The following is a 20,284-nucleotide window of genomic DNA, read 5'->3' as shown; positions in this document are numbered from 1 at the left end:
CCTGCACGCCGCAGCGTTCTCCAGGGGCAGGCGGGGCCGTGAGCATCGCCCCCGGTGGAGGGTCTCCACTGATCGCGCCGCTCCTCAGTTCAGCCGCAGCACCGCCGCGTTGAGCATCGTCGCGAAGGCGACCCAGACGGCATAGGGCACGAGCAGCCACGCGGCGGCCCGGTCGAACCGCCATGTCAGGCGGATCGTCCACAGCACCATCACCAACAGCGCGGCGACGACGACCAGCCCCAGGCCGATGGCGTGGGCGGTGAAGAAGACCGGCGTCCAGGCCGCGTTCAGGGCCATCTGGACGAGGAAGGCCGCCATGGCGAGGCGCCAGCCCTCCCGGCTCGGCCCCGTCACCGGGCGCGCCCCGAGCAGCCGCCACAGGGCGACGGCGATCATCGTGTAGAGCAGGGTCCAGGCCACCGGGAACACCCAGTCGGGCGGGTTGAACCAGGGCTTGTTGAGGCCGGCATACCAGCCTCCGATCTCCGCCTGGGTCGATACGGAGCCGATGGTCGCCGTGGCGGCGATGGGGAGGGTAGCGCAGGCGAGGCGCAGCCAGGGCCGCAGGGCGGGGCCTTCGGGGACGTGCGTGGCGGCGGGCATGACGGCTCGTCTGGATCTGTGGGTTGCGGCCTCCCCGCCGCCGTGGCAGCGCAGGGGCATGCCGGGCGAGGGACTCGCGGATGTCACGGACTAACGCATCAGGGGGACCGGGCGGCATGCCCGACGCGACTTCAGCGGTGGATTTTTCCCGCCGGACCCTCGCCGCGCAGGCGATGGGCAAGGTCGATCCTGCGACCCGCGCCGTGGTGATGCCCCTGCACGTGGCCACCACCTTCATCCGCGACCCCGACAACGGGTACAGCTCCGGCTTCTCCTATGCCCGGCCCGACAACGCCACCGTCCGCGAGGCGGAGGCGGTGCTGGCGATGCTGGAGGGGGCCGAGGCCGGGGCGATGCTGTTCGGCTCCGGCATGGCGGCGGCGACCGCCGTGTTCGGCGCCCTGGAACCGGGCGACCACGTGGTCGCCGGCACGGTGATGTACTGGGCCCTCAAGCGCTGGCTGCGCGAGGAGATGCCCCGCCGCGGCATCGCGGTGGATTTCGTCGGGACCGACGATCTCGACGCCCTCCGGGGGGCGGTCCGCCCGGGCGCCACCAAGCTCGTCTGGATCGAGACGCCGGGCAATCCGCTCTGGACCGTCACCGACATCGCCGCGGCGGCGGAGATCGCCCACGCGGCCGGCGCCCGGCTGGCGGTGGATTCCACCGCGGCCTCGCCCTTCCACACCCGGCCCCTCGCCCTCGGCGCCGACCTCGTGATGCATTCGGCCACCAAGATCCTCAACGGCCATTCCGACGTGGTCGCCGGCGTCCTCGCCGGGGCGACGGCGGACCCGTTCTGGGGGCGGATCGGCGGCATCCGCGCCGGGAGCGGCGGGATCCTCGGGCCCTTCGAGGCCTACCTGCTGATGCGCTCCCTGCGCACCTTCCACCTGCGGGCCGCCGCACAATCCGCCGGGGCCGGGCGCCTCGCCGGGCGGCTGCAGGGCCACCCCCACGTCGCCCGGGTGCTTTATCCCGGCCTGCCCGACGATCCCGGCCACGCCGTCGCCGCCCGGCAGATGCGGGACGGCTTCGGCTTCATGCTGTCCATCCGCGTCGCCGGGGGCGAGCCGGCGGCCATCGGGACCGCGGCCCGGGTCAGGCTGTGGAAGCGGGCGACCTCCCTCGGCGGCGTCGAGAGCCTCATCGAGCACCGGGCCTCCGTCGAAGGGCCGGGCAGCCCCTGCCCGCCGGACCTCCTGCGCCTCTCGACGGGAATCGAGGACACGGACGACCTCTTCCACGACCTCGATGCCGCCCTGCGGGGCGCGCACGCGGGGTGAACGGCGCGGGCCGTGCCGCTGGTGCCGAAAGTGGGGCTGGTGCGTTGTCGCGCACAACCCCATCCCCCACCAGCGAGACACGTCCCATGCGACCGCTCCTCTTCCGATCGCTCCTCCCCGGCGCCGCCCTCCTCCTCGGCCTCGCCGCCGGCCAAGCCGTCGCCGATACGGTGCCCGACCTCGACGTGGAGAAGACCTGCCGCTCCGCCCAGACGGCGGATTCCGGCGTCAGCGACCGGGCGAGCTACGACGGCTGCCTCCGCTCCGAGCGGGACGCCAAGCGGCAGGCCGCCGAGCACTGGGGCAGCTACAGCCCGGCCGCCAAGCGCCAGTGCGAGGCGCAGTTCAAGGCCGGCGGCTACCCGTCCTATGTCGAGATGATCACCTGCCTCGAACTCGCCTCCGGCACGGTGCCCACCGGGAACCCGGACAAGGACACTGCCGTCGGCGGCAATGGCACGGACAAGGCGGCCCGGACGCAGGGCGAGGGCAGCAAGAACCTCACCCGGGAGCCGAGCGCCAGCCAGCGCACCGATCCGATCAAGGTCCTGCGGAACGACTGACGCGTGAGTCTCGCAACTTCAGACAGTAATGGTCGCGCAGGCCGCCATGTGTGCTTGAAACATCGCCGGGTGTGGCGAATGAAAGCCACGAAAGCCTGAGCGTTCTACTTGCTCATGCCAGACGGGCTGCGTGATCGCGCGGAAACGCCAGGGTGTGGAAGGCCCCGTGCCCGGTGAGCCGCCGGGCGCCTGCGGGCGACGGCATCGCCCGGTCACAGGGAGACGCCGACCATGTGGTTCCTGCCACGGATCAGCGTTCTGGTGGTGTTTAAACGAGTGCGGAGGACCAGCTTCCATCTGGCCCTCCGCGTAACGCTCGGGTAATCACCGAATGAAGGGTCGGGGCGTTCTACACCGCCCCGACCCGCTCCCGAGATATGGGATCAGGCACGAATATCGGTCAAGGCCCGACCGCGCGCCGTTCCAGATCTTTCTGGCGCCCCCGTTGGTCTTCGCAGGGCAGGTCTGCACACGCTCGCGCGTCCCGCCGTGCTATGCGCCGGCAAAGCTTCCTGCCGAGCATGTGCGCAAGATCGACGGACCCGTGAACGCCCTCCTCCTCATCGCTCCGATCTTCGGGATCGTCCTGATCGGCTGGGGCGCGGCGCTGGCGGGGCTGATCTCCGACAAGGTGAGCGACGGCCTGTCGGAATACGTCTTCGCGGTGGCGGTGCCCGCCCTCATCGTGGCGACGCTGACGCGGCCGGGCATGAGCGGCGAGGTCGCGTGGTCGTACTGGGTGGCGTATTTCGGCGGGGCCGCCCTCTCCTGGCTGGCGGGGACGCTGATCGCCCGGCGCCGGGCCGGCGTGGAACGCCGGGGCACGATCCTGCACGGGTTCGCGGCCAGCCAGTCGAACACGGTGTTCGTCGGCGTGCCGATGATCCTGCAGGCCTACGGGGAGGAGGGGGCCTTTCCCTTGTTCATGCTCCTCGCCGTCCACCTGCCGCTGATGATGGGCAGCGCCACGTTCCTCATCGAATACGATTCGGACAAGCCGCTGCGCGCGCGGTTGCGCGGCCTCGCCCTGGTGCTCCTCAGGAACCCGATTTTCATGGCGCTCCTCGTGGGCATGGCGATGAAGGCCACGGGGATCACCCCCGCGGGCATCCCGAAGGCGCTGATCGATGCCTTCGCGGGGACGGCCTCGACCTGCGCCCTCGTCGCCCTCGGCGCGGGGCTGAAGCAGTACCGGGTGCTGTTCGACCTGAAGGGCGCCGTGGTGATCGCCCTGCTCAAGAACATCCTGCACCCCCTCGCCGTCTGGCTGCTGGCCTTCCACGTCTTCTCGATGCCGGCCGCCTATGCGGGGGTCGCGACGCTGTTCGCGGCGATGCCGGTGGGCATCAACGCCTACCTCATGGCCGTCCGCTACCGGACCGAGACGGGGATGATCGCCGCCTCGGTGCTGGTCTCGACGCTGCTGGCGCCGCTGACGGCCCTGTTCTGGCTAACCATCCTCGGGAAGGCCTGACGGCCGGACCCGCCCGTCACCCGCCGCGTTGGCCGTGGGCCACCACGGGTCTAGGGTCAGCGCCATGAGAGCGGGCGCCGAGACCCGCGCCGATCGCGAGGAATCCATGAACGCTCCGATGCGCCCTCCGGGCAGCGCCTCCCCCGCCGCCCCGGCCTCCGCCCGCTTCGTGTGGGACGACCCGTTCCTCCTCGATGAGCAACTGACCGAGGACGAGCGCGCCATCCGCGACGCCGCCCAGGACTTCGCCCGCGAGCGGCTCCTGCCCGGCATCGTCGAGGCCTATGCGCAGGAGAAGACGGATCCGGGCCTGTTCCGCGAGATGGGCGAGCGCGGCCTCCTCGGCGTGACGCTGCCCGAGGAGTACGGCTGCGCCGGCGCCTCCTACGTGGCCTACGGCCTCGTGGCGCGGGCGGTGGAGGCGGTCGATTCCGGCTACCGGTCGATGATGAGCGTGCAGTCGTCGTTGGTCATGTACCCGATCCACGCCTACGGCTCCGAGGCGCAGCGGCGGAAGTTCCTGCCCAAGCTCGCCTCCGGCGAGCGGATCGGCTGCTTCGGCCTCACCGAACCGGATGCGGGGTCCGACCCGGCCGGCATGAAGACCAGGGCGGTGCGGACGGAGGGGGGCTACCGCCTCTCCGGCGCCAAGATGTGGATCTCGAACGCGCCCTTCGCGGACGTGTTCGTGGTCTGGGCGAAGTCGGACGAGCACGACGGGGCGATCCGCGGCTTCGTGCTGGAGAAGGGCATGAAGGGCCTCTCGACGCCGACGATCAAGGGCAAGCTCTCCCTGCGCGCCTCCACCACCGGCGAGATCGTGATGGAGGATGTCGAGGTCGGCGAGGACGCCCTGCTGCCCAACGTCTCAGGTCTCAAGGGGCCGTTCGGCTGCCTCAACCGGGCGCGCTACGGGATCTCCTGGGGCGCCATGGGCGCCGCCGAGGATTGCTGGCGCCGCGCCCGCGACTACACCCTGGAGCGCAAGCAGTTCGGCCGCCCCCTGGCCCAGACCCAGCTCGTCCAGAAGAAGCTCGCCGACATGCAGACCGAGATCGCCCTGGGGCTCCAGGCCTCGCTCCGCGTCGGCCGCCTGATGGACGAGGGCAAGATGGCGCCCGAGATGATCAGCCTGATCAAGCGCAACAACTGCGGCAAGGCCCTCGACATCGCCCGGGTCGCCCGGGACATGCACGGCGGCAACGGCATCATGGGCGAGTACCACGTGATGCGGCACGCCCAGAACCTCGAGACGGTCAACACCTACGAGGGCACCCACGACGTCCACGCCCTCATCCTCGGGCGGGCGCAGACGGGGCTGCAGGCGTTCTTCTAGACCGGGGACCGTCGGTCCTAACCCTCCACCTCATCCTGCGGTGCCCGCGTGAGCGGGCCTCGAAGGAGCCCTCCAGGGATCGCGCGGCAGGCTGGAGCCCTCCTTCGAGGCGGCGTCGCCGCACCTCAGGATGATGGGGCGGTCTGGAGAACGCGGGCTGAACCCGCTCGTTCTAGTGCAGCTCAAGGCCGCACTCAGGCCGTTCCCGAAGGTGCGCGTCCCTGGATCGCTTCACGGCGTTCGCCATGACGGGTTGGGGGCGGCGCCCCAACCCGTTCTGGGAAAGCCCGCCCTCAGTACACCCCGCCGGCCTGGGCCGCGGCGTCGGCATCCGGCGCGGCGGCTGCGGCCGGGGCGCTGTTCGCCGGCGGGACGTAGGCGTCCGGCGGGGCGGTGCCAGGCTTGAACGCCTCCAGGATCGTCCCCGCGCCTTCGCCCGAGCCGGCGCGGGTGCCGGAGCCGAGGTTGACGCGGATCAGCTTGATCCCCGGCGGCACCCGGAACGGTGTCGGCGGCTTGTCCTTCAGCGCCTGCTTCAGGAAGTCGAGGGCGATGGGGGCGGACAGGCCGCCGCCGGTCGCCCGGTCGCCCAGGGAGCGGGGCTTGTCGAAGCCGATATAGATCCCCACCGCGAGGTCCGGCGAGAAGCCGACGAACCACGCATCCTTCGCGTCGTTGGTCGTCCCGGTCTTGCCGGCCAGCGGCTTGCCGATCTGCTTCAGGATGGTCGCCGTGCCGCGCTGGACGACGCCCTCCATGATCGAGACCATCTGGTAGGCGGTGAGCGGGTCGAGCACCTGCTCCGAATCGTCCACCAGCTTCGGCTCGTCCTGGCCGGACCACTTCTCCGCGTCGCAGCCGATGCACTTGCGGTTGTCGTGCCGGTAGATCGTCTCGCCGACCCGGTCCTGGATCCGGTCGATCAGGGTCGGGCGGATCCGGCGCCCGCCGTTGGCGAGCATCGAATAGGCGGTGACCATCCGCATCACCGTGGTCTCACCCGCGCCGAGCGACATCGGCAGCACCGGCAGCATGTCGTCGTAGACCCCGAAGCGCCGGGCGTACTCGGCGATCAGCGGCATGCCGACATCCTTGGCGAGCCGCACCGTCATCAGGTTCTTCGAATGCTCGATCCCGTAGCGCAGGGTGTGCGGGCCGCCGGACTTGCCGTCGTAGTTCGAGGGCGTCCACGCCTCCTGGCCGGGCCCTGCCTCGATGGTGATCGGCGTGTCGAGGACGATGGAGGAGGGCGTGTAGCCGTTGTCGAGGGCCGCCGAGTAGACGATCGGCTTGAACGACGAGCCGGGCTGGCGCATCGCCTGGGTGGCGCGGTTGAACTCGGATTCGTCGTAGGAGAAGCCGCCGACCATGGCGTGCACGCGGCCGGTATTCGGGTCCATGGCGACGATGGCGCCGGAGACCTCGGGCCGCTGGCGCAGGCGGAACTGGTTGCGGCCGCCCTCCATCGGCTCGACGTAGACCATGTCGCCGGGCCGCAGGTTCGGCCGGCCGGCCCAGCGCATCCCGTCGGGGGTGATCACGCCGGTGTCGCGGTCCTTGGAGAACTGGCCCGACGCCTCGCGGCGGGGCTGGAGCCCGACCTGGATGCCGCCCGCGCCGGAGCCGAGCACCACGGCGAGCCGCCAGGGCGCCACGTCGCCGAGGGCCGGCACTTCCGAAGCCGCCTGGCCCCAGTCTCGGCCGCCGAGGTCGACATGCGTCACCGGCCCGTGCCAGCCGCGGGCCTGATCGTAGCGGACGAGGCCGTCCACCAGGGCCTTGCGCGCCCAGCCCTGCATCTTCGGGTCGAGGGTGGTGCGCACCGAGAGGCCGCCCTCGTAGAGCTTCTTCTCGCCGTAGCGCTCGGAGATCTCGCGGCGGACCTCCTCGGTGAAGTAGTTGGCGTTGCTGGCGTTCGCGAAGGCGACGCGGGGGTTCACGCCGAGCGGCTGCTTCTTGGCATTCTCCTCCTCCTCGCGGGTGATGTACCCGTTCTCCCGCATCAGGCGGATGATCTCGTTGCGCCGGTCGAGCGCCGCCTGGGTCTTGCGGTAGGGGTGGTAGTTGTTCGGCCCCTTGGGCAGCGCGGCGAGGTAGGCCGCCTCGTTGATCGTCAGCTCGTGGACGGACTTGCCGAAATAATCCAGCGCCGCCGCGGCCACGCCGTGCAGGTTCCGGCCCGGCACGATGGTGCCGAGGAAGATCTCGTTGAGGTAGAGTTCGAGGATCTTGTCCTTCGAGTATGCCGCCTCGATGCGCAGGGCGACCAGCGCCTCGCGGATCTTGCGGTCGAAGGTCTGCTCGGACGAGAGCAGGAAGTTCTTGGCCACCTGCTGCGTGATGGTGGAGGCGCCCTGGCGCTTGCCGCTCTTGGCGTTGGTGAGCGCGGCGCGGACGATGCCCTCGGGGTCGATGCCGCCGTGCTTGTAGAAGTTCTTGTCCTCGGCCGAGAGGAAGGCCGCGACCACGATCTTCGGCATGGCCTGGATCGGCAGGTACAACCTGCGCTCGCGGGCATATTCGGCCAGCAGCGAGCCGTCCGCGGCGTGGACGCGGGTCATCACCGGCGGCTCGTAGTTGGCCAGCGCGGCGTGGTCCGGCAGGTCCTGGCTGTACTTCCAGTAGAAGTAGCCCGCGACGACGGCGCCGACGCAGAACAGCACCGCACCGGCACTGAACAGAATCCCGAAGAAACGAAGGATCAGACGCATCCGGTTGTCCGCTCTAGCCCGGAACCGCGCCCGATCTCAGCGCAAGAGGCTCCCGGACGCTGCCCTCGGGAGCCCCGCGAGACGCCGCTTTGCAACCTTGCGGGCCGGGGCATCCGAATGCCCCGTATCCACACCGGATCTATGGTGAAACTGGGGCGATGGCGGCCGAGCGGCGCGTGGCCGTCTCCGGCCTGCCGATACTCGTGCGGGTTGCAAAAAACTGTTCGATGGCCTTGGCCATCGAGCCCGTCACCCCCGCGCGCCATTCGGGGTCCTGGAGCTTTTCCAGGTCGCGCTTGCTGGACAGGTAGCCGAGTTCCACCAGCACGCTCGGCACGTCGGGGGAGCGCAGCACCACGAAGCGCGCCTCCCGGTGGGGCTTGGTGCTCATCTCCATCACCGGGGTGAGCTGGCCCATGAGGGAGCGCGCGAAGGTCGAGGAGAAGCCTCGGGTCTCCCGCAGGGTCAGTTCCTGGAGGATGTCGGCGATGTCGGGCGTGGCCTCCGCCGCCTCCGCCCCGGCGGCGGCGTCGGCGCGGTTCTCGCGCTCGGCGAGCTTGGCCGATTCGGCGTCGGTCGCCTTCTCCGAGCCGGTGTAGATCGTCGCCCCGCGGACCTGGGGCGCCGAGGAGATCGAATCGGCGTGGATGGAGATGAACAGGTCGGCCTTCGCCTCGCGGGCGATGCGGACCCGCTCGCCCAGGGGCACGAACACGTCCCGGTCGCGGGTCATCTGCACCCGGTAGCGGCCGGCGGCGTTCAGCTTGCCCGCCAGATCCTGGGCGTAGCCGAACACGATATCCTTCTCGAAGACGCCGGAGGAGGCGATGGCGCCGGGGTCGGTCCCCCCATGGCCGGCATCGATGACGATGAGCGGGCGCGGATCGCCCGTCGCGGCCGCGGCGGCCCGCGACGGGGCGGGGCTCGGGTCGGCCGCGGCGGAGGCCTTGCGGAAGGCCTCCCGGTCGACCCGCTGGAGCGGGATGGTCATCAGCACCGCGCCGTCCTTGGCGCGGGTGACGGTCTCGATCCGGCCCACGGTGGCGGGGGCGGCGAGATCGACCACGATCCGCGAGCGGCCGGGGGCGAACAGCCCGTAGCGGAAGGATTGGACCACCCCGTCCCGGCGCCGTCCGGCCTCGGCATCGAGCTGGAAGTTCACCTCCGGCAGGTCGATCACCGCGCGGTCGGGCCGCTCCATCACGAAGGCGCGGGCATCGACCCGCTTCGAAAGGGTGAGGGTGAGCTTGCTCTGCGAGCCCTGGCTCGACAGCTCGGCGGCGATGGCGATGGCGCGCTCGCTGTCCTGGGCATGCAGGGGCAGGAGCGCGCCCGCGAACGCGGCGAGGCCGAGGACGGCGGATCGGATCAGGTGTGCGCGGCCAAGCATCGGACCATGTCGTTTCCCACGCGCTTCGATAGGCAATAGGAGCGCGATGGTTAACCGAAGCTTTCCACCGCCGGTTCGATGGGGCCGCCGTTGTTGCCGCGAAGCGACAGGGGCCCGCCGTGGCGCGTCCCTGGTGTGTTTCAATTCGTTCGCAGGGGCGGAGGGGACGGGGGGAGGGCGGCCTCGTCCAGCCGCGTTCGTCCAGGGCCGTGGTTCAGCGGGCGGTGGCGGTGCGGGCGGCCGAGACGGTGAGCGCGCCCCAGCAGGTCAGCGTCGCGTCGGCGGCGCGTTGGAACTCGCCGATCTGGAGGCGGACGAAGTCGCCCATGGTGCGGGCGCCGGCCAGGGCGCGCAGATGGGCGGCGAACGCCTCACCCTCGCCGATGAAGTAGTTCATCACCGTGGTGCCGACCGCTTCCGCGCCGAGCTGCGCCGGGGGGATCCGGGCAGGCGTCGTCTCAGCAACCGTCGCGGCCGGCTCGGGAGCGGGTTCCGCGATAACGACCGATTCGACCGGGGCGGGCTGCACCCCGGTGTCCCGTGCGATGGGGATGGGCTCCGCCGCGAAGGCGATGGGCGCGATGGGGCTTCCGATGGCTTTGTCATGCGCCGTGGCCTCGGCCGGCGCGGTCTTCCGCGCCGTCAGCGCGGGCGGGAAGGGCGGGTTGGGGTAGCGCGGGCGTCTCGGTCGGCGCGGCTTCGACATCGCAGGGATCCCTCATCGCTCGGAGACGTCGCCCCGGGGGGCGCCGGCCCGTGCCGGCGGCGCGACCCCGGTGAGGGCCGGGCGGCGTGCGGTGCGTCCCCGCCCGGGGAGACGCACCCTCTGTGGGCCCGCCGGGGGCGGGCCGCCTCGATCAGCGGGCGGTGTTCTGAGCCAGCGCGCCGAATTCCTTCGCCTGCGACTGCAGGGCGGCGAACTGGCTGCGGACGAACTCGGACTGCAGCGCGATGGCCTCGCGCATGTCACGGGTGCGGACGAGCTTCTGGGCGTAATCGAACGCGGCGTTGGCGTTGTTCTGGGCGTGATCGAAGCTCTTCACCATGGCGGTGGTGAAGGTCGAATGGAAGGTATGGCCGGCGTTCTGCATCTGCTCGCTGGCCTTGATGGCGTTGGACATCATGGTCCCGACGGCGGTGCGCGCCTGATCCACACTCTTCTCGGCGAAGTCGCGCATTTCGTTCGGGATCTCGAAGTTCGGGGTCTGCATCGCGGTCTCCAGCAAGAAGGGCATCGAGCGGGAGCCATCAGGCCCCCGCCGCTGACGAGATCGATTTATGTTGCGATGCAATAAAAGTCAATCGACCGCGCGATAGGCGGTGTTGTGCCTTCTCCCTCCCTATCGCGCAACCCCCGACGCCCGAGCGAGCCCCGGAGTCTAGACCAGGGGGAAGTGGCGCCGCCCACTGGATTGAATCCGCGCCGTGAGACGTCCGGAGTGTGCTGGCGAACGCGCAGTCGTTGCGCGGACACCGCAAGCATGCGGTGGATGGGGCCAAGCTTATCTATAGATCGTGACTGTCCGGTGGGGCAGTATTCAGCCTGCCGGAAATCTCATCGAACCGTGCCGCCGGCCCTCGGAGTGCCCCTTATGCTGCAGCGCAGCAGCGTCCCGGCCCGCCGATCCGTGCGTAGAGGTCGAGGAGCTGCCCGGCATGGGCGGCGAGACTGAGGGGCGAGGCCTGGAAGCGGGCGCGGGCCGCCACGCCCATGGCCGTGACGGTGGCGTCGTCGCGCAGGGCCGCGAAGGCGTTGGCCAGGGGCGCCATCTCGGGCGGGACGACGAAGCCGGTCTCCCCGTGGCGGACCTTCTCCGCCGCGCCCGACCGGTCTGAGGCCACCACCGGCAGGCCGGCGGCCAGGGCCTCGTACACCGTGAGCGGGCCGGTCTCGTACCAGCGGGACGGTGCGGCGAGCGCCCTGGCCCGCCGCCGCAGGATCGCCCAGACCTCCTCGGGCGCCTGCCAGCCCGTCACCTCGGTGCCGGGCATGGCACGCAGCGCGTCCTCCAGGGGGCCGGCCCCGACGAACAGGGCCTTCAGGCCGGCGGCGTGGGCCGCCCCGGCGACGAGGTCGGCCCCCTTCTCCCGGGTCAGGCGGCCGACATAGGCGATGGCGTCCCCCCGGGCCGGTTCGGCGCCCGGCCCCGCCACGGGGCGGATCGGGTTGTCGATCCGGTGGTGGGTGAGGGGCAGGTGCCCGAGCATCCCGCCGATCCGGCCCAGGCTGGCATCGCAGACATGGACGACGTGCAGCGGCCGTCCCGCCAGTGCGCGGCCGAGCAGGCCGGTGCGCGCGACGCGCACCACTTTGTGCAGGCGGCTGCGCGGGTCGCAGGGCGCGGCGAGGCAGGCCCCGGACATCGGCCGGAGGGCGCAGGGCTCGTTCCGGTCGAAGCGGTAGTAGACGCCGTTCGGGCAGGCCAGGAAGTAGTCGTGAAGGGTCGCCACCACCGGGGCGCCGTGGCCGAACAGCACCGGCATGATCGCGGGCGAGAAGGTCCGGGTCCACTGGTGGAGGTGGAGGCAGGCGATCCCCGGGGGCAGCGCCGCCAGCGCCCCGGCGAGGCGCCGGGCCGCCGCCCGGTGCCACAGCCCGGCGGCGGCGGCCTTCGCCGCCCCGAGGGACCAGATGTCGGGCAGCCCGAGAGCCACCCGGGTGATTCTGGCATGGTCGAGGAGCGGGTCGGCCGTCCCGGCGATCCCCTGGATGTAGGTCACCCGCGCCCCGGCCTCGGCGAGGCCCCGGGCCGATTCCAGGGCGACCTTCTCCGCCCCGCCGCTGGCGGTGGCGAATTCGGCGAGGATCACGACGTGCATGCGGTGCCCCAGTGTCGATCAGACACTAGGGGTGGCAGGTTTACGTGGGCTCAACCGCTGATGAGCTAGAGACGGCGCGCATCCCCGGGCTGGGAGGACTGACGTGCGGATCGTGATCGTCGCCGACCACGGCGCCATCAATGGCGGGCAGGCCAAGGTCGCGATCGAATCGGCCCTCGGGCTGGCCGCGCGTGGCTATGCCGTGACCCTGTTCGCCGCCGTCGGGCCGGTGGATCCGCGCCTGGAGCCGGCGGGCATCCGGGTGGTCTGCCTCGATCAGGACGACGTCACGACCACGCGAAACCCCTTCGCCTTCGCCGCCCAGGCGATCTGGAACGGGCGCGCGGCCGAGGCGCTGGCCGCCGAGCTGGCGCGCGACGAGGTCGGCGAGACGCTGGTCCACGTCCACGCCTTCGCCAAGGCGCTCTCGCCCTCGATCGGCCGGGCCCTGCGCGGGTCGGGGCATCCGTGCCTCTACACGATGCACGAGTTCTTCCTCGTCTGCCCCACCGGCGGCTTCTACGATTACCGGGCGGGGGAGATCTGCCACCGGGTGCCGATGTCGGCCTCCTGCATCGGCACCAATTGCGACGCCCGCAGCTACCCCCGCAAGGTCGCGCGGATGATCCGGCACGTGGGCCTGTCCCACGTCGCGCGGCTGCCGCAGCTGTTCGAGCATGTGGTGACGATCAGCGCCCTGCAGGAGAACGTGGTGCAGCCCCTCCTGCCCCCGGGCACGGTGATGCACCGCATCGACAACCCGGTCTCCGTGGCGCGGACGCCGCTGCATGAAGCCCCCCCCGGCGACTTCCTGTTCGTCGGCCGGATCTCCACCGAGAAGGGCGCCCCGATCTTCGCCGAGGCGGCCCGGCGGGCGGGGGTGAAGGCGGTGTTCGTGGGGGACGGCCCGAACCGGGCGGAGCTGGCGGCGCGCTATCCCGAGGCGACGATGCTCGGCTGGCGCGATCCGGCCGGCGTCGCGGAGATGATGCGCACGGCCCGCGCCCTGGTGTTCCCGAGCATCTGGTACGAGGGCCAGCCGCTCACCGTGCTGGAGGCGCTGGCCTGCGGCACGCCGGTCGTCGTCAGCGATGCCTGTGCCGGCCGCGAGGCGGTGGTGGACGGCGAGACGGGCTTCTGGTTCCGCTCCGGCGACCCGGAGGCCCTGGCCGCGCACCTGCGCCGCCTCGCCGACGACACCCTCGCCACGCGGATGGCCCGGGCCGCCCACGCCCGCTACTGGACGGCGCCGCTCACCCTCGACGCCCATCTCGACCGGCTGACCGCGGTCTACGATACGGTGATGCGCCCGGCCGCCGCCCGGCGCCGGACGGGCCGGGGCGGCAGGGTCGCCGCGCCGATGCCGGCGTGAGCGCGGCGGGAATCCGCCCCGCGTCCGGAAACACCGGCCGCCCCTCGCGTTGACCGGCACCCGCACCCCGCGCGGTGCCCCCGTCACGGCAGAGGATCGACCATGGCCGACGATACCGAGAAGAACCGCGATGAGGCCCGCGTCCAGCAGCGCGGCGCCAAGCCCGGCGACAAGACCAATCCCGAGAACAAGCAGGACAAGATGAGCGAGCGCCTCGACGAGGCCCTCGAAGAGACCTTCCCGTCGAGCGACCCGGTCTCGGTGAAGATCACGAAGTAATTTTTCGGGTTCCTCACACCGCGTCCGCGATGGCGGCGCGGGTTTGCGATGACGCCGAGGGTCGTCGTAGCCCAACCCCGTCATTGCGAGCGAAGCAACCTAGGGGAGCGCCTCGTTTCGGAAGCGTCCCGCTGCCCTGGATTGCTTCACTGCGTTCGCAATGACGGTGCGGGTTTGCAGAGGGACGGGGAGGGTGGTCACAAGCCAACCCCGTCATTGCGAGCGAAGCGAAGCAATCCAGGGATCCGCCTCGTTCGGAGGCGTCCCGTTGCCTTGGATTGCTTCACTGCGTTCGCAATGACGGAGCGGGTTTGCAGAGGGACGGGGAGGGTGGTCGCAAGCCAACCGCGTCTTTGCGAGCGAAGCGAAGCAATCCAGGGATCCGCCTCGTTTCGGAAGCGTCCCGCTGCCCTGGATTGCTTCACGGCGATCGCGATGATGCCGAAGGCACCGCGCGGGTTCGCCATGTCCGTCAGCGGGCGACTGGGCGGCCCCGTGCCGCCCGGCCCTCGACCCTTACGCCGCGTCGAGCAGACGCCGGGCGATGACCTGCGCCTGGATCTCGGCCGCGCCCTCGAAGATCGAGAGGATGCGGGCGTCGCACAGAAGGCGGCTCACCGGATACTCCAGGGCGAAGCCGTTGCCGCCGTGGATCTGCAGGGCGTTGTCCGCCGCCGCCCAGGCGACGCGGGCGCCGAGCAGCTTGGCCATGCCGGCCTCGAGGTCGCAGCGCCGGCCCTCGTCCTTCCGCCGGGCGGAGAAGTAGGTGAGCTGGCGGGCGATGTTGATCTCCACCGCCATCATCGCGAGCTTGTCGGCGACGCGGGGGAAGCTCACCAGCGGCTTGCCGAACTGCACCCGCTCCTCGGCGTAGCGCAGGCCCACGTCGAGGGCGGCCTGGGCGACGCCGATGGCGCGGGCCGCCGTCTGGATGCGGGCCGATTCGAAGGTCTGCATGAGCTGGGTGAAGCCCTTGCCCTCGACCTCGCCGAGGAGGTTGGCGGCGGGCACCGCAAAGTCCTCGAAGGCGAGCTCGTACTCCTTCATGCCCCGGTAGCCGAGCACCTCGATCTCGCCCCCCGACAGCCCCTGCACCGGGAACGGATCCTCGTCCGTGCCCCGGGGCTTCTCGGCGATCAGCAGGGAGAGGCCCCTGTGGCCCTTCTCCTCGGGGATGGTGCGGACCAGCACCGTCATGATGTCGGCGCGGACCGGGTGGGTGATCCAAGTCTTGTTGCCGGTGATCTTCCAGGTGTCGCCGTCCTTCACCGCGCGGGTGCGCAGGGAGGCGAGGTCGGAGCCGGTGTTCGGCTCGGTGAACACGGCGGTGGGCAGGATGTCGCCCGAGGCGATCTTCGGCAGGAAGCGCTGCTTCTGCTCCTCGGTGCCGCCGCAGAGGATCAGCTCGGCGGCGATCTCGGAGCGGGTGCCCAGCGAGCCGACGCCGATATAGGCCCGGGACAGCTCCTCCGAGACCACGCACATGGCGGCCTTCGGCATGCCCATGCCGCCGTATTCCTCGGGGATCGTCAGGCCGAACACGCCGAGCTCGGCCATCTTCTCGATCACCGACATCGGGATGTAGGCGTTCTGCAGGTGCCACTCGTGCGCGTGGTCGGCGACCTCGGCCTTGCCGAAGCGGCGCATCTCGGTGCGGATCGCCTCCATGTCCTCGTCGAGGCCGGAGATACCCACCGTCGCGGCGCCGCCGCCGTCGCGCATCCGGGCGACCAGGGCGGCCCGGTTCTCCGGGGTGTTGCCCCCGGCGATCAGCGTCTCCACAGCCTCGGTGCGGAACTCCGCGACTTCCTTGGCCGAGAGGCCGAGCGAGCCGATCGGGCGCACCATCTCGCCCTGGCTCATGGGGATGCCGGAGAACAGCTGCTCGAGGTACTCGCCAGCGCCGATCCGGACCAGCAGATCCTCGGTCTCGCCGAACTGGCCGGCTTCCGTCAGGCGGCCGGCGTAATCGCCGAGCTCGTTCACCGCCTCGGCGTAGGTCGCGAGCCATGCGAGGCCGTGGGCGGCATGCTGCTGCGCTTCGAGCTTGGCACTATCGATCCGGCCGTCGGCGCCGATGATCCGGGCGCGGACCCGGCGCACGGCCTCGTCGCTCAGGCGTTTGGCGGCCTGGCCGGCGGCCTTCGTCGTGGCGACGAGGTCGAACGGCTCGGTCTGGATGGCGGGGGATGCGGACATGGCATTCACTCGCGTCTGGCGTTTGTTATGGGGCTCTTCTAACCGCAAGGCGGCCCGCGCCGAAATAGATTCGGTTGCCGGATCCTTGAACCAAAGTTCAACGTCGGCTCAGTGCTTCACCTCGCAGCGGGTCTTCAGGTAGGCGCCGTCCTCGCCCTTGAAGCCGGAGCTGGCGGCGAGCACCGGCCCCTGGATCAGGCATTCCTGAAGGGAGTGCGCCGGCCCGGTGATCACGTCGAGGGCGGTCTCGCGGGAGCAGTCCTGGCCCTGCACGGTGGAGGCGCAGATCAGCGCGATGACGAGGATCTGGTCCATGGCCTTCTCCGGCGCGCAGGATGCGGCGCGAACAGGATGAAGCGCACGGCCCGCCCCTCCGTTCCGTGCCGTGCTGACGCAGGGGGGCTCCCCGCCCGGAGCCGAGGCGGCCTGCCACCCCTTCCCCCCTCTCGCGGCGATATCCCCGACTGCCGGGCCGGACAGCTCCGGAAGACAGGACTGACGAGACGGCCAGGCTCGGAGAGCGAGCCCGCGCGTCACGCCCGCTTGGCGAGGGCCCGAAGGTCCGCCCCGGCCTCGATCTCCGCGGCGGAGGGGAGGCGGTCCTCGCCCAGGAGGTGCAGGAAAGCGGTGAAGGCCGGGTTGCGGCCGATGCTGCAGGCCGCCGTCGCCCGCCCGTCCTTGACGTAGAAGGCGATGAAATCGAGGGCCGCCGCATCGCCCTGCAGGACGATCCGGTCGAAGTCCGGCGCGTAGCCGCCGTAGTCGAGGCGCTTGTCGCCCTGGTTGCTCCAGAAGAACGGCGCGCCGGAGAAGGCGCCGCCCCGGCCGAGGATGGCGTGGGCCACGTGGGTGCCGTGCTGCTGCGCGAGGCGCCAGTGCTCGATCCGCGCGTGCAGGCCGCTCGTCGCCTCCGGGAAGGCCGCGATGTCCCCGGCGATCCAGACGCCGTCCGCGAGCCTGAGGTCTCCGCCCACCGGCAGGCCGCCGCTCTCGTCGGGTGTGACGCCCGCCACGATCCCGGTCTCCGGCTTCGCCCCCGCGCCGATCAGGACGAGGTCGGCCGGCAGGCTGCGCCCGTCCTCGGTCTCCACCGCCGCGACGGACCCGTCGCCGACGATGCGGGCGACGGAGCCCGCCTCGAACTTCACCCCGTTGCCGGCGTGGTACTGTTTCAGCGCCGCGCCGACCGCCTCGCCGAACCGCTTGGCGAAGGGCACCTCCTCGCGGGCCAGCACCGTCACGGACAGGCCGCGCTTGGTCAGGAAGGCCGCGGCCTCCAAGCCGATGAAGCCCGCACCGATTACCACCACGCGCTTGCCCCCGGCCGCGGCCTCACTGATGCGCACGGCATCGTCCAGGCTGCGCAGGGTGAACACCCCGTCGAGGTCCCTGCCGGGGAAATCGGGCATCGCCGCCCGGCTGCCGGTGGCGACGAGGAGGGCGTCGGCGGTGAGCGTGCGGCCGTCGGCCAGCGTCACGACCCGCGTCGCCGGATCGACCCGCACCACCTCGGCCGTCACCCGCTCGACCCCGTGGACTTTCGCGAAATCGGGCTCGATCAGCGTCTTCTCCGGCGGGGTGGGCTTGGCCAGGAACTGCTTCGACAGCTTGGTCCGGTCGTAGGGCGGGTGCGCCTCGCGCCCGACCATGGTGACGGTGCCGGAGAAACCCTCCCGGCGCAGGGTCTTCACGCAGGCCACCGCCGCCGCCCCCGAGCCGACCACGAGGACGCTCTCCGCCGCCGCTTCTGCCGTCCTGCGCGGAGCCTCCTCGGGGGTGAGCGTGGCCACCGCCTCCCCACCCTCGATGCGGACGGGGTAGCGCGTCAGCCCGTCGAGGGCCGGCGGCTCCTCCAGGCTGCCGTCACCCACCGCGAAGGCGGCCTTGTGCCAGGGGCAGTAGAGCCGCCCGCCGCAGATCTCGCCCTTCGCCAGGGGCGCGCCGAGATGCGGGCACTTGGCCTGGAACGCCCGCACGCCGTCGGCGTCGCGCACGAACAGCACCTTGTCCTCCCCGGCCGAACCCTCCTTCATGCCCCCCATCGGGATCGAATCGAGGGCGAGGCGGATCTCGGTTCCGGGCATGGCTGACGTCGCTCCTGGCAGACGCCCCCCGGCGTCACGGCGGACAAGTCGCGCCGGGCCGTCCGGTTGCCGGGCGCGACGATGCGGTCCCTCAGCCCCGGTTCGCCACGGCGACGCCGAGGGCCGCGACCCCCATTCCCGCGACCTGGACCCAGGTCAGCGTCTCCCCGAACAGGACGTAGCCGAACGCCGCGGAGACCGGCGGCACGAGGAAGAACAGCGCGGCGACGCCCGCCACGGCCCCCCGCCGGATCAGGTAGAGGAACAGCAGCACCCCGGTGACGGAGTTCACGAGCACCGCCCAGCCGAGGCTCAGCCACAGGGGCGCCACCGGGTCGAACCCGCCATGGCCGAACAGCAGCGCCAGGGGTACGGCGCAGGCCGTGCCGCCGAGGAACTGGAGCACCGCGTTCGCCAGCAGGTCGCCGCCGCCGCCCGTGCGCTTCTGCCAGAGGGTGCCGAGCGTCAACGCGGCGACGCAGGCGAAGGAGATGGCCAGCGCCGTCGGCGGGATGCCGGACGGGTCCGTGGCGCCGAGCTTCGGCGCCAGGACCAGCCCGGCACCGACGAAGCCCACGGCGATGCCCGCCGCGCGGCGCCGGCTGACCCGCTCGCCGAGGAACGGCCCGGCCAGGGAGGCGGTGAGCAGGGGCTGCAGGCTGCCGACCAGGGCGGCGATCCCCGCCGGCAGCCCCAGGCTGATGGCAACGAAGGTGCCCGAGAGGTAGACGCCCTGCATCAGGAACCCGGCGACCAGGGGCCCGCGCCAGCCCCTCCAGCCGGCCGGGAACCGCGCCCTCGCGGCCACGGCGATCAGCCCGAGGATGAGCGCCACGCAGCTGAACCGGATGGCGGTGAACAGCAGCGGGTCGGCATGGGGCACGGCCCCCCGGGCGGCGATGAAGCCCGTCGACCAGATCAGGACGAACAGGCCCGGCACGAGGGCGGCCGCGCGCGGCGGCGGGGACGGGGGACGCGACGGGCTCACTTGCGCTCGCGGTGCGGAGGGGCGAAAGGCCCGCAAGCGCCAAGCATGGCGGGCGCGTTCGGGCAACCGCCAAATCCGCGGGGCAGCCCATCCCGGCGTTGCGCGAAGGCGTCACCCTGTGGCCAAAGGCCGTGCACGGGGCCGGCGGCGTTGACGTGGGCCGCCCCGCCCCGCCATCGACGGCGCGGAAATGCGGTGAGGGCGGCCCGAACCCGTGAGCAGACTTCGCAAAGGTCTCGGCGTCGCGGGTCTGGCCGCACAGCGCTTCGTCTCCCATGACGGCTGGGCGATCGCGAGCCACATCGCCCTGTCGATCCTGACCTCGCTGTTCCCCTTCCTGATTCTGCTGGCGGCGCTGGCCGGCCTGTTCGGCACGGCCTCCCTCGCCGACGAGGCCGGGACGCTGATCTTCGAGGCGTGGCCGCGGGAGATCGCCGCGCCCATCGTCGCGGAGGTTCACCGGGTGCTCACCACCCAGCGCGGGGGCGTGTTGACCCTGGGCGCCCTGTTCGCCCTCTACTTCTCGTCCTCCGGGGTGGAGAGCCTGCGGGTCGGGCTGAACCGGGCCTACGGCCTGCGCGAGAGCCGCCCCTGGTGGCTCACGCGCCTCGAATCCATCGGCTACGTGATCTGCGGTGCCTTCGCGATCCTCGCCTTCGCCCTGCTCGTGGTGCTCGGCCCGCTGATCTGGAGCCAGCTGATCCTCGTGGCGCCGGGGCTCGAGCCTCTGGGCCTGACGGTCGCCATCGGGCGGATCGGGGTGACGGCCCTGCTGCTCGCCTTCGTGCTGGTCATCGCCCACAAGTTCGTGGCGGCGGGGCGCCGGTCTATCGTGTCGGTCCTGCCGGGGATCGCTGTCACGCTCGTGCTGTGGTTCCTCGCCGGCCTCGGCTTCGGCTTCTACCTGGAGCGATTTTCGAACGCCTACGCCTCGACCTACGGTGGGTTGGCCACGGCCATGGTGTTCCTGGTGTTCCTGTACTGGCTCGCCGCGATGTTCCTGTTCGGCGGCGAGATCAACGGCACCGCCATCGCCGCCCGCCGCAGCCACCTCCAGGCCCGGATGCGGGCGCGGCAGGCCGCCGCCCTGGAACGGTCGGCGGAGGGCGCCCGGGCGACCCCGCCCGTTTGACCGCACCCGCCCCGGCCGGCTAGCCCTTCCCGTTTAGGACAACCGAG

The 20,284-nt window shown here is 71.4% G+C and carries 17 protein-coding genes; 7 read left to right on the top strand and 10 right to left on the bottom strand.

The genetic code is table 11. The features are described from left to right. Positions 1-84: 84 nt before the first annotated feature. Positions 85-603: a TspO/MBR family protein gene (locus MKK53_RS15940; RefSeq protein WP_243929689.1), complete on the bottom strand. Its 519-nt coding sequence runs from the start codon at positions 601-603 to the stop codon at positions 85-87. An 80-nt stretch (positions 604-683) separates the two neighbouring features. Between MKK53_RS15940 and MKK53_RS15935 the strand changes: the two genes are divergently transcribed. The 4 genes from MKK53_RS15935 (at position 684) to MKK53_RS15920 (ending at position 5,262) form a co-directional block, all read left to right on the top strand. Then, positions 684-1,889, top strand: coding sequence for a trans-sulfuration enzyme family protein (locus MKK53_RS15935; RefSeq protein WP_409564347.1), 1,206 nt, complete (start codon positions 684-686; stop codon positions 1,887-1,889). An 86-nt stretch (positions 1,890-1,975) separates the two neighbouring features. Beyond that, positions 1,976-2,452 carry a hypothetical protein gene (locus MKK53_RS15930; protein ID WP_243929687.1) on the top strand — a complete coding sequence of 159 codons (477 nt, stop codon included), beginning with the start codon at positions 1,976-1,978 and terminating at the stop codon, positions 2,450-2,452. A gap of 544 nt (positions 2,453-2,996) precedes the next feature. Next, the gene (locus MKK53_RS15925) at positions 2,997-3,926 is read left to right on the top strand and encodes an AEC family transporter (protein ID WP_243929686.1); all 930 of its coding nucleotides are present in this window, start codon (positions 2,997-2,999) and stop codon (positions 3,924-3,926) included. 106 nt (positions 3,927-4,032) lie between these two features. Beyond that, on the top strand, positions 4,033-5,262 hold the full coding sequence (locus MKK53_RS15920) for an acyl-CoA dehydrogenase (RefSeq protein WP_243929685.1): 1,230 nt from the start codon (positions 4,033-4,035) through the stop codon (positions 5,260-5,262). Positions 5,263-5,555: 293 nt separating this feature from the next. Here the strand turns inward: MKK53_RS15920 and MKK53_RS15915 are convergent, their stop codons facing one another. The 5 genes from MKK53_RS15915 to MKK53_RS15895 form a co-directional block, all read right to left on the bottom strand. Beyond that, positions 5,556-7,973 (bottom strand): penicillin-binding protein 1A, encoded by a 2,418-nt coding sequence (locus tag MKK53_RS15915; protein WP_243929684.1) that lies wholly within the window; start codon positions 7,971-7,973, stop codon positions 5,556-5,558. A gap of 139 nt (positions 7,974-8,112) precedes the next feature. Further along, a complete protein-coding gene (locus MKK53_RS15910) occupies positions 8,113-9,363 on the bottom strand; it encodes an N-acetylmuramoyl-L-alanine amidase (protein WP_243929683.1) in 1,251 nt (416 codons plus the stop codon). Between the two features lie 214 nt (positions 9,364-9,577). Beyond that, the gene (locus tag MKK53_RS15905) at positions 9,578-10,069 is read right to left on the bottom strand and encodes a hypothetical protein (protein WP_243929682.1); all 492 of its coding nucleotides are present in this window, start codon (positions 10,067-10,069) and stop codon (positions 9,578-9,580) included. 151 nt (positions 10,070-10,220) lie between these two features. Next, complete coding sequence (locus tag MKK53_RS15900; protein ID WP_243929681.1) at positions 10,221-10,574, bottom strand: phasin; 354 nt, start codon at positions 10,572-10,574, stop codon at positions 10,221-10,223. Positions 10,575-10,953: 379 nt separating this feature from the next. Then, the gene (locus MKK53_RS15895; protein ID WP_243929680.1) at positions 10,954-12,183 is read right to left on the bottom strand and encodes a glycosyltransferase family 4 protein; all 1,230 of its coding nucleotides are present in this window, start codon (positions 12,181-12,183) and stop codon (positions 10,954-10,956) included. 103 nt (positions 12,184-12,286) lie between these two features. Here MKK53_RS15895 and MKK53_RS15890 point away from each other — a divergent pair, with 103 nt between their 5' ends. Together MKK53_RS15890 and MKK53_RS15885 are read left to right on the top strand one after the other, a co-directional pair. Beyond that, positions 12,287-13,555, top strand: a complete 1,269-nt coding sequence (locus MKK53_RS15890; RefSeq protein ID WP_243929679.1) for a glycosyltransferase family 4 protein — start codon at positions 12,287-12,289, stop codon at positions 13,553-13,555. Positions 13,556-13,657: 102 nt separating this feature from the next. After that, a complete protein-coding gene (locus MKK53_RS15885) occupies positions 13,658-13,834 on the top strand; it encodes a hypothetical protein (protein ID WP_243929678.1) in 177 nt (58 codons plus the stop codon). A gap of 516 nt (positions 13,835-14,350) precedes the next feature. Here MKK53_RS15885 and MKK53_RS15880 read toward each other — a convergent pair. The 4 genes from MKK53_RS15880 to MKK53_RS15865 form a co-directional block, all read right to left on the bottom strand. Then, positions 14,351-16,033, bottom strand: coding sequence for an acyl-CoA dehydrogenase family protein (locus MKK53_RS15880; protein ID WP_243929677.1), 1,683 nt, complete (start codon positions 16,031-16,033; stop codon positions 14,351-14,353). A 108-nt stretch (positions 16,034-16,141) separates the two neighbouring features. Beyond that, positions 16,142-16,348, bottom strand: a complete 207-nt coding sequence (locus MKK53_RS15875) for a hypothetical protein (protein WP_243929676.1) — start codon at positions 16,346-16,348, stop codon at positions 16,142-16,144. A gap of 218 nt (positions 16,349-16,566) precedes the next feature. Beyond that, positions 16,567-18,117, bottom strand: coding sequence for an FAD-dependent oxidoreductase (locus MKK53_RS15870; RefSeq protein WP_243929675.1), 1,551 nt, complete (start codon positions 18,115-18,117; stop codon positions 16,567-16,569). A 91-nt stretch (positions 18,118-18,208) separates the two neighbouring features. After that, positions 18,209-19,105 (bottom strand): DMT family transporter, encoded by an 897-nt coding sequence (locus tag MKK53_RS15865; RefSeq protein WP_243929674.1) that lies wholly within the window; start codon positions 19,103-19,105, stop codon positions 18,209-18,211. Between the two features lie 214 nt (positions 19,106-19,319). Here MKK53_RS15865 and MKK53_RS15860 point away from each other — a divergent pair, with 214 nt between their 5' ends. Next, positions 19,320-20,237 carry a YihY/virulence factor BrkB family protein gene (locus MKK53_RS15860; protein WP_243929673.1) on the top strand — a complete coding sequence of 306 codons (918 nt, stop codon included), beginning with the start codon at positions 19,320-19,322 and terminating at the stop codon, positions 20,235-20,237. Positions 20,238-20,284: the final 47 nt, after the last annotated feature.

The sequence above is a fragment of the Methylobacterium sp. J-076 genome, assembly GCF_022829405.1.
GTDB lineage: Bacteria > Pseudomonadota > Alphaproteobacteria > Rhizobiales > Beijerinckiaceae > Methylobacterium.
Note: the sequence above shows the minus strand (reverse complement) of the source record. Positions and strands in the feature narration are given on the sequence as shown.